The organism is Streptomyces sp. NPDC051183, from assembly GCF_040682455.1.
In the GTDB taxonomy this organism is placed as follows: Bacteria; Actinomycetota; Actinomycetes; order Streptomycetales; family Streptomycetaceae; genus Streptomyces.
Map to the genome: position 1 here is coordinate 1 of NZ_JBFBBA010000006.1, position 13,425 is coordinate 13,425.

Sequence of the window (13,425 nt, forward strand, 5' to 3'; positions counted from 1 at the left end):
CGTCGCGCCGCTGGGTGGGATGCGCACGGCCAGGGCGGTCGCGGTACGGGCGCCGAGCCGGGCCAGAACGTCCTGCGGGGCCTCGGTGGCCCACTCGTCGATCGCCACGAAGCTCCTCGCCCCGGTGACCACGGCGGAGCAGGCGATCAGCAGTACTGCCACGAAGGGGTGACGCTTCCCGCGCCGGCACCGCGGATCGGTCAGCGTGGCCAGCCGCTCAGCCAGCGGACCCCTCGCGCGATGCTGACGGGTCGGCGACTTAACCAGACACACGGTGGCAGACTGACGGCACATCGAAGCTCCGTTGGGCGAAGGCGACTTGGGAAGGTCACCTCCACAACGGAGCTTCGTTGCATCCGGTCGCGCGGCCATCCACCATCGTCACACCGCCGTGACCTGCACACTCACGAGATCACCGCGACTTTGCAATCGCCCTGCTCCCCTGTTACCGCAAGGAGCCGAGCCGCTCGGAGTTAAGCATGGAAAGAAACACGGGGAGTTTCTCCACCGCCCTCTTCGAGACCTCGGCCGTCTGCACAGAGTCGCGCATGTGGTCCGTCACCGTAAGCCAATAGATGCCGTCCTCCTCGATGAGCTCGGCCGAGTACAGAAGTGATTGCATCGATACATCCGTGTCGTGTCGTGTCGTGTCGTGTCGCGGTGCGGTGCGGTGCGGTGCGGGCCGATGGTCTTTCGCCTTACCGCTCGGCGTTCATGGCGTCAACGAGGCTCTTCGGGCGCATGTCAATCCACGTGCGCTCGATGTACTGCAGGCACGCCTCGCGGGTGCCCACGGGGTGGGCGACGGTCCAGCCGTCCGGCACGTCCGCGAAGGACGGCCAGAGAGAATACTGGGCCTCGTGGTTGACGAGGACGAGGAAGGTGCCATCGCTGTCCTCGAATGGGTTGATCATGCTCGTCTCCCGGTTCGTCGGTGCGTCGGCCGCCGCATACCCTGCTCACTGCTTGGCGGCTCCAGCGGGGCGCGCCTTGGCAGTGTCCTTGGATTCGGACCCGCGCGACATCTCGGCCGCGATCACCTCTGCTGTCACCTCGGCAGCGAGGTCCTGAATTTCTTCGTTGGTCTCATGTGCGACCCGCTTTACCTCCATGACGAGCCCGACCGACGTCTTGACGACGCCCCGCATGAGCGGCTTGGCGATTCTCTTGACCAGGGGAGCGGCGAGGAGACCGATCAAGAACGGGGGCACTACAGGCAGCATGTAACTTCCCTCTCTTTGTGCGCGGGACTCACCATTTTTGAGCTGTCGATAAAAACAATGCGGCCACTAACATCATGAAGATGATATTTTCTCCCCCCGTCGACAGCTTCGATGGCGAAGGCCCTGTTGATATCAGAGACCTGTCAGCAGCATGGTTGCACTCGCGTGCCGGCCGCGCGGCGTTCAGCGATCACCTTCGCCACATCGAGTGAAGCAATGATCGGATTCCACCCAAAGGGATGTCCGGGCCGTTCTCTCCGCGTGGAGAGCTGAAGGAGTGAATGCCCGGCCCCGGGTGGCTCATACAGCGGATATCACGCGCCGCTTCACGGCCGGCGCGGGTACATGACGCTCGACGGCCGGCCGTTGTTCAGCACGGCGAATGCCGATCGCAGCGGTGCGCCGCCGAGCCCTGCCTATGCCCGGAAGGTGGCTGGAACGCCGGAAGGCCTCATGCTCCGGGCAAGACTCAAGGAGAGACCGTCATGCTGCCTGTCACCCCCTTCCTCGCAGGTGTGATCGTGTCACCGTTCGCCAAGCGGATCGTCAAGCCCATCGTGCGAGGGGTGGTGAAGACCTCAGTGGGACTGGCCATGGACGTCAAGCAGGCGTCCCTCTCGGTCCGCGACGAGGTACGCCATGCCGCAGCCGAGGCGGCCGGCGGTAGCCGCCCCGTCGAGATCGCAAAGGCCCCCAGTGCTGCGGACAGGGCCGTCCCCGCCAAGGTGCGGAGCGACCCCACCAAGGGCCGGTGACTGTTTCGCCCCCGACCTCGGCCGAGGCCCTGCCGGATCAGGAGAGCACTCTCTGGCCCGCCTGCAAGCTCCACAGCCCGGCGTACGTGCCTGCGAGCGCGACCAGGTCGTCGTGGGTGCCCTGCTCGGCCACGACGCCGCCAGGGCCCAGGACGTAGATCTGGTCGGCGTCGCGGACGGTGGAGAGCCGGTGGGCGATGACGACCATCGTGCGGTTCACTCCGAAGGACTGCAGGGCGTGCCGGATGGCGGCCTCGGTCTCGTTGTCGACCGCGGAGGTGGCCTCGTCGAGGATCACGATCGGCGGGTTCTTCAAGATGGTGCGCGCCAGGGCAATACGCTGCTTCTGCCCGCCGGACAGCGCCGCGCCGTGCTGTCCGACCATGGTGTCGTAGCCGTCGGGCAGGGCCTCGATGAACGTGCCCGCCCCGGCGGTGTGTGCGGCGGTGATGAGCTGCTGCTGGGTGGCGTCGAACGTGCCGTAACGGATGTTCTCCGCGATCGTCGCGTCGAAAAGGAACGGCTCCTGGCTGACATAGCCGATCGCGCCGCGCAGGTAAGGCAGTGCGAGCTCGCGCACGTCGAAGCCGTCGAGAAGGACCAGTCCGCTGTCGGCGTGCCTGAAGCGCATCAGCAGTTTGGTGATGGTGGTCTTGCCGGCGCCGGTGGCACCGACGATGCCGGTGACTTTGCCGGGGGAGATGGCCAGGGACGTATCGCACAGTGCCGGTGGGCGGCCGGGGTAGGCAAAGGTCACCCTCCGAAGCTCGATCTCTCCCCTGACCTGCTGAGCGGGCAGTCGGCGGCCGTCCGTGCCGGGCTCGACCGGCAGGTCGTTCAGGCGCTGCACCCGGTCGAAGGCCGCGAGCGTGCGCTGGTACTGCGCGGTGATGGCACCGAGCCGGGACAGCCGGGCCACCGCCATCCCCGGCATCTCGATCAACGGTCCGAAGGCCGAGGCGGGCAGCACGCCATTGAGTACGGCCCGGCCGCCGATCAGCAGCGTCCCGCTCAGCGCCGAGGCCGCGCACAAGCGCACGATCTGACCCTGCGCCGCCGAACTGCGGTCGGTGCGACGGTTGGCCTCACGGTTCTCCCGGCTCAGCTCGGCGATGCGCGAGGTCTCGCACTTCTCGGTGCACGCGGCCTTCACCGTGGTGTGGGCCTGGAGGTTGTCGGCGATCCGGCTGTTCAACCGCGTCCGGTGCTCGCCGGAGACGCCGTGGTCGGCGACCGCGCGCTCGTGGAAGCGGAAGGAGAGCCACGTGACCAGGGGGATCGGCGCGAAGGCCATCCAGGCGAGTTGTGGAGCGAGCAGGAGGTAGACCGGGATGAGGAGGGCGATGCTGGTGACCAGCTGAACCACGTCGTGCATGTGGGAGCCGATGAAGGATCCCAGCTGGCTGATGTCCTCGGTCAGCACGCCGGTGACCCTGCTGGTGCGCTCGTCCTCGAGATCAGCCGGCGCGAGGGCCTGCACGTGGTCGTAGGTGCGCCTGCGCCAGTCGTCCTCGACGGTGTGTCCCAGCCTGCGCCAGGCGACGTCGGCCGTGTATCCCATGGCCGTCGTGGTCAGGCAGGACAGTCCGATCGCGCCGGCGAGTACGGACAGCTGGGCCTTCGCACCGGCCACGCCCAGACGGGCCAGTGTCGCGCTTTCGCCGCGCGCGAGCAGCAGCACGGTTGAGGGGACCAGCGCAAACAGGGTCATCTCCGCCAGCATGGAGAGTACGGACAGCAGCGTTGCCATGGCGAACTGGCGTTTGTGTCGACCGATGATGCGTCGTAGCGGGTGGCCGCGCGTGGCCGTCCCGCTTGATGGCCGCGCACCGTCGGATCGCCGCCAGGCGCGTCTTACGATGGCCGCCGTCGCCGCGGCGGCAAGGCCCAGGCCCACGAGAGGGTGGGCCAGCAGTCCCAGGCAGAGCCTTCCGCAGCCCAGAGCCACTGCCGCCGCCACGCCCACCCCGGTGCCCGCCGCCGCGATCGGCGTCCGTCGGGCCACGCCGCGGCGAACGCGCCTGCCGGTGCTGTGCTCGGAAGCGAGGATCGGGCGACGGACCCCGCTCTCCTTGCCCGGCCGTGCGGCGGGCACAGCGGCGACAGGCAGAGCCGAACCGTCGGCCGAGGGATCGCAGAGATGGGTGAGGGCCCGGTCGACCGCCAGGTGCAATGCCCAGGCTGCCTGCCGTGGGCTGGTGCCGGGGCTGTGCCGCACGAGCACTCGGCCGGTGATGGGGTTGGCGTGTGCGTCTGTGATACCCGGCGCCTGCCGGAGCGTGGCCTCAACCAGTCGGGCGAGGGCCGGCCTTCCGCGGATGACCTCCGCGTCCCAGCGCTGGCGGCCCGGGATGATCGAGCGGGGCCTCAGCAGTCCTCGGGCGACGAGGGGACGGGAGATCGCCTTCCCGGTCGTCGGCTCTGCGAGCGATGGCATGTCGGGCAATCACCGGTTCCAGGTCTGGCCCGCTGTGGGGCGTGGCAAGGGCCGCGTCCCGCAGCGGAGCGGCCCTGAGAGGTGTGCGAGGGGCGGAGTCAGGTCGCCGGCCAGGTGGTGGCCTGGTCAAGGTGCGCGGCGAGGATCGGGGCAATGCGGGTGAGCGCGTCCGGTTCGGTCATCCGGTGGTGGCCGACGGGTACGGGGTGTGTCTCGATGCGCCCGGTGACGTATGGCCGCCAGACCTCTGGACGGGGGGATTCCGGGTGGTCTTCGCGGGTCGCGGTGAACAGCAGCAGGTCGGCGTGGACGCGGTCGGGTGTGTGCAGGTCAGCCAGCAGCATGATGTGCCGTGCTGTGGCGACGACCGCGTTGATGTGGTGTGGTGTCAGGCCGGCGAGTGAGTTGCCGCAGTCGCGCAGCGCTTCGGCGGCCAGGCCCGAGGGCAGCGGTCCGAAGGGCAGCGCATCGGGGGCGCAGCCAAGGGCGTTGACGAGTACCTCGCGCTCGGTGGGCATGGTGGGCGCGGTGGATTCACTGGTCGCCGGCCGCGGTGCGGGGTAGGAGTCGAGAAGCGCGAGCAGGCTGGTGGTCTCCCCGAGTCGGTTCAGTTCGGCGGTGACGGCGTGGGCGAGGAGTCCGCCGGCGGACCAGCCAAGAAGCTGGTAGGGGCCCTGAGGCTGGACCTTGCGGATGTGTTGGGCGTAGTCGGCTGCCATGTCCCCGATCGACGTCGCCCGTCGCTCGGGCTGTGCGAGGGTGGGAGCCTGGATGGCGTACAGCGGTTGGCCGGGGGGCAGATGACGGAGCAGACCGCTGTAGGACCAGCCGATACCGGAGGACGGGTGGATGCACCAAAGGGGCAGCCGGTTACCCTGCGGGCGCAGCGGCAGCACGACCTCGAGGGCGTCGTCGAGACGTCCAGTCCCCAGGCGACCGGCCAGGCCGGCAACGGTGGGGGCTTCGAAGAGACTGCGCAGGCCGATGTCGGTGCCGAAGGCATTGCGGATGCGGGAGATGAGGCGGGCGGCCAGCAGCGAGTGGCCGCCGAACGCGAAGAAGTCATCGTCGATGCCGACGCCGGGCACACCCAGCACCTCGGCGAACAGTTCGCACAGCACCCGCTCGGGCGGGGTGCGCGGAGGTCGTCCGGCCACGACCGCCCCGAAGTCGGGCGCGGGCAGCGCCGCCCGGTCGAGCTTCCCGTTCGCAGTCAGCGGCAGCGCCTCCATGAACACAAACGCCGCGGGGACCATGTGTGCCGGCAGCTGCCCGCGCAGATACTCGAGCAGCGGCCCTGCCTCGGCATCGGCTCCGGCCGCGGGCACCACACAGGCCACGAGCCGGTCCCCTCGCGCGGTGATCGCGGCCTGGGCGACACCGGGGTGTGCGGTCAGGGCGGCTTCGACGTCGCCGGGCTCGATGCGATGCCCCCGAACCTTGACCTGGTCGTCCGCCCGCCCGACGAACTCAAGGACGCCGTCGGCCCGCCACTTCGCCAGATCGCCGGTGCGGTACATGCGGGCTCCCGGCCCACCACGGGGGTCGGCTACGAACCGCTCCGCGGTCAGGGCCGGCCGCTTCAGATAACCCCGCGCCAGCCCGGGCCCGGCGATGTACAACTCCCCTACCACTCCCGGTGGCACCGCTTGCAATGCGGCGTCCAGTACATACGCCCGCGCACCGCCGCCTGGACGGCCGATGACCGGGGTCGTGGTGTCACGCAGCCGGGCAGCGACCGCGTCGACCGTGCACTCGGTCGGCCCGTACATGTTGTACGCCGTCAGCCCGTCCACGACCCGCAGTTCCCGCCACAGTCGGCTGGGCAATGCCTCGCCACCGAGTACGGCCACGCCGGGCCGCCACCGCTCGTTGGTGAACAGGCCCCTGTCGGCCAGTACGCGCATGTACGAGGGGGTGGCGTCCACCGAATCGATCCGGTTGTCCACCAGCCACGCCGTGAGCCGGTCTGCGTCCGCCCAGGTATCGGAGTCGGCCACATGCAGCTCGTGGCCATCCATGAGGGCTGCCAGTTGTGCCCACGACGCGTCGAAGGACACCGACGCGGTCAAGGCCACCCTCAGGCGTCGGCCGACCCGCTCCGCCGCGGGCCCGAACACGGTGGACCGGTAGTTGGCAGCCACGTTGACCACGCTCGCGTGCCGGGCAACGACCCCCTTGGGGCGGCCGGTCGACCCTGAGGTGTAGAGGACGTACGCAGGGCTGTCGGGCAGCAGGCCCGTTGCAGGGTCAGTGTCCGCAAGCGCCGCCGGCACCTGGGCGGTCTCTGGTGTGTCGAGCAGCAGACGCGGCGTGTGCGGCGCGATGTGGTCGAGGCCCTTTGTGGTGGCGGCGGTGCGGGTGTCGGTCAGCAGCAGCGCCGGCCGGGCGTCCCCGACCATGGCGGCGATGCGCGCCGCGGGGTATTCCGGGTCGAGAGGCAGGTAGGCGGCCCCGGACTTGAGTACGGCGAGGATCGCCACGATCAGGTCGGCGTTGCGGGGCAGGGCAAGGGCCACGATGTCCTCGGGGCCGATGCCGCGTGAACTCAGCGCGTGAGCAAGCTGGTTGGCCCGGCCGTTCAGCTCTCCGTAAGTCAGCGTGGTGTCACCGGCCACCACCGCGACAGCGTCCGGTACAGCTCGTACTTGTGCCTGAAACAGTTCCGGCACTGTGGCGGTCAGCGTGGGATGCTCCGTGACAGCGTCCGTCTGGAGCAGGAGGCGGCGCTCTTCCGGAAGCACCACGTCGATGAGACTGAAGGGCCGGTCCGGGTGCTGCACTGATCTGTTCAGCAGCCGCAGCCAGCGCGCGGCCAACGCCTCCACGGTGGCGTGGTCGAACACATCGGTGGAGTAGCGGATGGACCCGTCGAGGCCAAGGCGGTTACCGTCCTCGGAGTGCCGTTCGGACAGGGAGATGTCCAAGTCGAACTTGGCCGTTCCGGTCGGTACCGGTGTAACCGACACCTCCAGGCCTGGGAGTCCGAACGCGCCGGTGGGGGCCGCGTCGACGGAGAGCATGGTCTGGAACAGCGGGTGGTGAGAGAGCGACCTGGGGGGGTTGACCTCCTCCACCACGTGCTCGAAAGGTACGTCCGGGTGAGCGTAGGCGGCCAACGCCGTCTCACGGACTCGTTCGACGAGTTGGGCGAACGTGGGGTCACCCGAGGTGTCGGTGCGCAGCAGCAGGGTGTTGACGAAGAGACCGACGAGGTTGTCCAGGGCGCCGTCAGTGCGCCCGGCGATCGGACTGCCGATCGGAATGTCCGTGCCCGCGCCGAGCTTGGTGAACAGCGCGGCCAGACCCGCGTGCAGGACCATGAACAGACTCGCCCCGCACCGGCGCCCCAGCTCCGCCAGCCCCGCGTGAAGGTCCGCATCGATACGGACAGCGACCTCTGCGCCGCGGTGCGATGCGATGGCAGGGCGGGGACGGTCGTACGGCAACGCCAGCTCGGCGGGCAGACCGGTGAGAGCATGTGCCCAGTACGCGAGTTGGCGGGCGGCCAGGCTGTCGGGGTCGGAGCGGTCGCCGAGCAGGTCCTGCTGCCACAGGGTGTAGTCGGCGTACTGCAACGGCAACGGCGCCCACCCCGGTTCCCCGCCGCGGCGCCGGGCGCCGTAGGCGGCCCCCAGGTCCCGGGCCAGCGGTTCCATGGACCAGCCATCGCCCGCGATGTGATGCATGACCAGCAGGAGTACGTGCTCGGCGGAACCCAGTTCATACAGGTGAGCCCGTAGCGGCTCCTCCGTCATCAGGTCGAACGCGTAGGAGGCTGCCTCTGCCAGTCTCGACGGAAGTCCGCCCTCGTCCACCCGGGAGACCGGTACCGTCAGGCCTGTTGTGCACACGTCGGTGATCTGCTGACGGGGGACGCCGCCGGTCTCCGGGCAGAGGGTGCGCAAGCTCTCATGCCGGGTCACCACGTCCGCCAGCGCCAGCTTCAGGGCTTCCCGGTCGAGGTCGCCTGTCAGGCGCAGGGCGAGGGAGATGTTGTAGACGGCGCCAGGACCCTGCACGCGGTGCAGGAACCACAGTCGCTGTTGCGCGAACGACAGAGGGATCGTCTCGGGCCGCCGCCGGGGACTCGGTGCCCGACAGGCTTGTCCTGTGGAGTCGAGGCGTCCGGCCAGACCGGCGGCCGTGGGCGACTCAAAAAAGGTGCCCAGGTCGATGGCGGTGCCGAGGGTGGTGCGGATGCGGCTGATGAGCCGGGTGGCGAGGAGCGAGTGGCCACCCAAGGAGAAGAAGTCATCGTCTGCGCCGACCCGCGGCACGCCCAGCACCTCGGCGAACAGTTCGCACAGCACCCGCTCGGGCAGGGTGCGCGGCGCCTGGCCGCCTGCGGCCGTCCCAAGGTCCGGCGTAGGCAGAGCGGCACGGTCCAGCTTTCCGCTGGCAGTCAGCGGCAGCGCCTCCACGATCACGAACACGGCCGGCACCATCTGCGCGGGCAACTGCGCCCGCGCATGCTCGCGCATCTGCCCGGTATCGATTACGGCGCCCGTCGCTGCTACGAGATAGCCCACGAGCCGGTCATCGTGCGCAGCGACGGCGGCCCCGGCGACACCAGGATGGGCGGCGAGCACAGCTTCGACTTCGCCGGGCTCGATGCGGTGCCCCCGTACCTTGACCTGGTCGTCCACCCGGCCCGCAAACTCAAGCTCCCCGTCGGCACGCCACTTCGCCAGGTCACCCGTGCGGTACATACGTGTCCCCGGCGCACCGTACGGGTCGGCCACGAACCGCTCCGCGGTGAGACCGGCCCGGTTCAGATATCCGCGGGCCAGCCCCGCCCCCGCGATGTACAGCTCCCCCACCACTCCCGGCGGCGCCGGCTGCAACGCGGCGTCCAGCACATAGACCCGAGTGCCTGCGACCGGCCGGCCGATCGGCGGCGCCGAGGCCGAGGGGGTCAGCCGCCTGCTCATCGTCGCGCACACCGTGGCCTCTGTCGGCCCGTAGGCGTTGACCAGGCGTCGGCCTGGCGCCCACCGCGCTGCCAGCCCGGGCGAACACGCCTCACCCCCGACAGTGAGCGTCGGCACCGACACCGAAGAGGGCTCCACGGCCGACAGTACCGATGCCGGTACGGCGGCGTGCGTGACAGCCGTGCCCGGCTGGATGAGGGCCGACAGCGGATCGGCCGCGGGGGCGAGCACCAACGCGGCACCTGTCAGCAAGGCGCTGCACAGATCGCACACGGACACATCGAAGCTGGGCGAAACCAGCTGCAGTACGCGGCTGTCGGGAGTGAGGGCCAGATGCTCTACCTGGGCGGCGGTCAGGGAGGCGATGCCGGTATGGGTCACGACAACCCCCTTGGGACGCCCGGTCGATCCCGATGTGTACATCACATAGGCAGGGTGCCGGGGATCGATGACGATCCCCGGATCGGAGTCCGGCTGCCCCTGCGACAGGGCGGCCAGGGCGTCCATGTCATCGATCACCAGGGCAGCGCGCGCATCGGCGAGCATGTGGTCGATGCGCGCAGTGGGGTACTTCGGATCCACCGGAAGGTACGCGGCCCCCGCTTTGAGCACCCCCACGATGGACACAATCAGCTCCACCGAGCGCGGTAGGGCGAGAGCCACGACGTCCTCGGGGCCGATGCCTCGGGTGATCAGCGCGTGCGCGAGCCGGTTGGCCCGCTCATTGAGCTCCCCGTACGTCAGGGTCGTGTCGTCGGCCACCACCGCGACCGAGTCGGGCGCGATGCGTACTCTGGCCTCGAGCAGAGTCGGCAGCGGCGAGCCCGGAACAGCGGCCGTGGTGGCGTCGCCCGCCCGGAGCAGGTGCCGCCGCTCATCGTCGGCCAGCAGGTCGAGCATTCCGACGGGCAGGCGGGGGTCGAGCTCTGCCATGTCATCCAGCAGGCGCAGCAGCCGCTGCTGGTGGTCAGCGAGATCGGCGTCGCCGTAGACGTCGGATGGGGCCTGCAGGTTTAGCTGCGGCCCGGCTCCGTCCCGGCGATCCGACACCGCGATGACCTGGTCGGCTCCCAGCCTGCGGGAGATGTTGTGCGCGGTGCACCGGTGGCCGGCGAACCTGATGTCGTAGTCGAATCGCATGATGTTGACCACCGGCGAGAATGCGGTGCCTGTTCCGCCTGGCAGCCTGAGATCGCGGCGCAGGTCCTCGCCGCGGTATCGCTGGTGGGCCACGGCCTCACGGATCCGGTCATCAGCCTGGGTCAGCAGCTCCGCCAGCGGCGCACCGGGCCGCACGGCCAGCCGTACGGGGACCACATTGGCGAGCAGTCCCGGGGTCGAACGGGTGGCCTCGTCCAGGCGGCCCGTCACGACCAGCCCGACCGACACGTCTCCCGCGCCCGTCAACCGGTGCAGGTACAGGGCCACTGCGGCGACCACGAACCGGGACCAAGGGACCCCCGCGCGCCGGGCTGCGGCCCCCAACACTTCCGGGCGCGGAAGCGAACGCAGCCCGGTCGTGCGGACGGCCCCCGGGGTCCGCTGTCCGGTAGCCGCGCACTCCGCCACGGGGGCGGCGTCCGCGCCGGAGAGTCCTGGCCGGGGCGGGATCACGGCCGCCCCCGGCCAGTCGGCCAGTTGCCTTGTCCAGTACTCCCGGTCGGCGGCATGGTCCGGCGACGCCCGGTACTCCAGATCTGCCTGCACCAGAGCCGACAGAGAACCGAACGGACTGGGACCGGCCGCCCGACCGGCCGCGGCAGCCGTGTACACCTCGGCAACGCGACGCGCGACGAGAGCAAAGCCGAAACCGTCCATCACCGCATGGTGGTAGGTGTGGCACCACCAGAATCGGTCAGGTGCCAGCCTGATCAATCCGAAGCTGAACAGCGGATCACGAGCCGGGTCCATGGGCCGGGCCAGATCCGCGGCGATCCACTCGTGTGCCGCTGCCCGCGGGTCGGGCTCGTGGCACACGTCGACGACCGCCGGCGCCCAGGACCGCTCGTGCTCGAAGACCTGCGCCACAGTGTCCTCACTGGGGACCAGGCGCACCAGCAGCGCATCGGCCTCGTCGACGACGCCGCGCAGCGCCGCCTCGAACACTGCCGGGTCGACTGGCCCGTGGATCTCCAGGTATTCGCCGATGCGAGGTGCCGCGCCCGCATCCGGGGACCGCTGCTCGGCGAACCAGACCTCGCGCTGTGCCGCAGTCGGCGCCAGTACGTGTGTCGATGCTTCCGCCGTGGCTTCCGGTGTGGGCGCCGGGTCGGAAGCGCTCATGGCGGAGACGTGACGACGGGACAAGGGGAAACCTCCTGAGTGTCCGAACTCCACCAGAGGCGGTACCCCCGATGTTCCAACCGCCCGGAGGACGGCGACCGCCCGGCAGCTCGCTGGGAATCCAGGGGCGGTGCTGCGTGCAGCCCGACAATGACAAACCCGCGCGAATAGGTCGTTGCTCGCGCCCTCTATCGTGCCAGCCGCACGGGCACTGGATCGATTCGTCGGCGGACAAGTCCCTCGTATGGCCCGCTTGGCCAGGACTGCGTGCGTCGCGGACAAGTGGCGGTGGCGAGACACCCTCGCGTCGCTCCGTGGCAGAGCCGAAGCCTGGCGCTGCGCGACACCCAGGGCTGATTCAAAGTCCTGGTGATCATGTGGTGGTGCAGGTCAGGGCAGGCCGATGAGGTCGAGTGGGCGGGTGAAGGGGTGGTAGGAGACCTCGCGCAGGCCCGCGGCGATGTTGCGGTGTCCGGCCGCGCGGAGGGTGTTGATAGCCAGGTTCCGCAGCGTGGCCATGTTCTCCGGGCCGTGCCCGGTGTGGATCTTCGAGGCGTCCTCAGCGAAAGTGGTGTCGCGTACGAAGTGCAGCCGGTTCTCGATCACCCACTGTGACCGGGCCAGGCGCCCGATCCGGAGCGGTGATGCCTCACGCGCGGTGAGATCGGTGAGCGCGTAGACGGTCTGGCGGGTGACCTTCCCGGATTTCAGGTCGGTGCGGTGCCGCAGGATGCGGGCGGCCTGCACGGCGTGCGGGAAGTCGAGCCCCAGGCCGGTGACGGTCAGACATCTGGTGGCCCGGGTCTCCTTGCGGCCGTGGCCGGCCTCTCGGTCATAACGCCGGGCAGTCACCTCCTTCCACGGCAATGCCCGCAGTTGCGTGAACAGCGTCGGCTGGTTGGCCTTGACCACCAGCAGGTAGTGCGCCTGCTTCTGCTCGACCAGGAACCGGGCGTGCCCGCGCTGGGTGTGCAGGGCATCGGCGGTGACCACGACACCGGCCAGATCGAAGGGCGCCAGCAGTCGCGTGAACGCGGTGATTTCATTCGTCTTGTCCGGTACTCGCAGCTGGCTGACGGTCTGCCCACCGCCGGAGACAGCGGCCAGCAGATGCGTCGCCGGGGCGGCGGCGGTGCGTGAGCCGCGGGCGGTCTTGCCGTCCACGGCCAGGCTCGCAACGGTGGACGGGTCGGCGCCGAGCAGGTCGGCGAGTCCCCCGGGACACACGGCGAGCAGGACGCGCCGGATGGTCGAGGTGCTGGGCGCGCGGCGGACAGCGAGCGGCCCGGCTTCGCGGATGCCGAGCCGGGCGAGGGTGTCCTGCGGTGCGTTGCGGACCCACTGGCCGATCGCGAAGTAGGAGCGGGCTCCGGCCAGGACCGCGCATGCGGCGGTCAGCAACACCGACACCAGAGGGTGACGTCGTCCACGGCGCTTGCGCGGGTCCGGCAGCATCCGCAGCCGGCCGTCCAGATTCGGGACCTCACGGTGTTGACGCGTGGGCGACTTGATCAGGCAGACGGTGGCAGACTGGCGGCACATCGAAGCTCCGTTGGGCGAAGGCGACTTGGGAAGGTCACCTCCACAACGGAGCTTCGTTGCATCCGGTCGCGCGGCCATCCACCATCGTCACACCGCCGTGACCTGCACACTCACGAGATCACCGCGACTTTGCAATCGCCCTGATGTCGAGACCGAGGCAGTTCTCAAGACCCGTCCGGGAGGCGCATGTCTTTCGGTCCAGAATCTCCGGACGTTGCGGCTCCCCGTCTCGCAAGACCGGCCCGTGGCGT

General features: G+C 69.6%; 7 protein-coding genes. 1 reads left to right on the top strand and 6 read right to left on the bottom strand.

Translation table 11 applies throughout. The annotated features are described in order from the left end of the window. The 3 genes from AB0M99_RS06840 to AB0M99_RS06850 all read right to left on the bottom strand — a co-directional run. On the bottom strand, positions 1-372 hold a 372-nt coding region (locus tag AB0M99_RS06840; RefSeq protein WP_365917600.1), incomplete at its 3' end, for a transposase family protein. 326 nt (positions 373-698) lie between these two features. Then, positions 699-914, bottom strand: coding sequence for an MbtH family protein (locus AB0M99_RS06845; protein WP_365917601.1), 216 nt, complete (start codon positions 912-914; stop codon positions 699-701). Between the two features lie 45 nt (positions 915-959). Beyond that, on the bottom strand, positions 960-1,223 hold the full coding sequence (locus AB0M99_RS06850; RefSeq protein ID WP_365917602.1) for a DUF5132 domain-containing protein: 264 nt from the start codon (positions 1,221-1,223) through the stop codon (positions 960-962). Positions 1,224-1,708: 485 nt separating this feature from the next. Between AB0M99_RS06850 and AB0M99_RS06855 the strand changes: the two genes are divergently transcribed. Beyond that, positions 1,709-1,978, top strand: a complete 270-nt coding sequence (locus AB0M99_RS06855; protein ID WP_365917603.1) for a DUF5132 domain-containing protein — start codon at positions 1,709-1,711, stop codon at positions 1,976-1,978. Between the two features lie 37 nt (positions 1,979-2,015). Here the strand turns inward: AB0M99_RS06855 and AB0M99_RS06860 are convergent, their stop codons facing one another. From AB0M99_RS06860 to AB0M99_RS06870, 3 genes are all read right to left on the bottom strand, one after another. Beyond that, positions 2,016-4,202 carry an ABC transporter ATP-binding protein gene (locus tag AB0M99_RS06860; RefSeq protein ID WP_365917604.1) on the bottom strand — a complete coding sequence of 729 codons (2,187 nt, stop codon included), beginning with the start codon at positions 4,200-4,202 and terminating at the stop codon, positions 2,016-2,018. 311 nt (positions 4,203-4,513) lie between these two features. Then, positions 4,514-11,632 (bottom strand): amino acid adenylation domain-containing protein, encoded by a 7,119-nt coding sequence (locus tag AB0M99_RS06865; protein WP_365917605.1) that lies wholly within the window; start codon positions 11,630-11,632, stop codon positions 4,514-4,516. A 390-nt stretch (positions 11,633-12,022) separates the two neighbouring features. Beyond that, the gene (locus AB0M99_RS06870) at positions 12,023-13,174 is read right to left on the bottom strand and encodes an ISAs1 family transposase (protein WP_365917606.1); all 1,152 of its coding nucleotides are present in this window, start codon (positions 13,172-13,174) and stop codon (positions 12,023-12,025) included. Positions 13,175-13,425 lie beyond the last annotated feature (251 nt).

Bases quoted from the DNA above. Each gene is read 5' to 3' on its own strand.
- AB0M99_RS06845 (WP_365917601.1), bottom strand. From the start codon at position 914: ATGATCAACCCATTCGAGGACAGCGATGGCACCTTCCTCGTCCTCGTC.
- AB0M99_RS06850 (WP_365917602.1), bottom strand. From the start codon at position 1,223: ATGCTGCCTGTAGTGCCCCCGTTCTTGATCGGTCTCCTCGCCGCTCCC.
- AB0M99_RS06855 (WP_365917603.1), top strand. From the start codon at position 1,709: ATGCTGCCTGTCACCCCCTTCCTCGCAGGTGTGATCGTGTCACCGTTC.
- AB0M99_RS06865 (WP_365917605.1), bottom strand. From the start codon at position 11,632: ATGAGCGCTTCCGACCCGGCGCCCACACCGGAAGCCACGGCGGAAGCA.
- AB0M99_RS06870 (WP_365917606.1), bottom strand. From the start codon at position 13,174: ATGTGCCGCCAGTCTGCCACCGTCTGCCTGATCAAGTCGCCCACGCGT.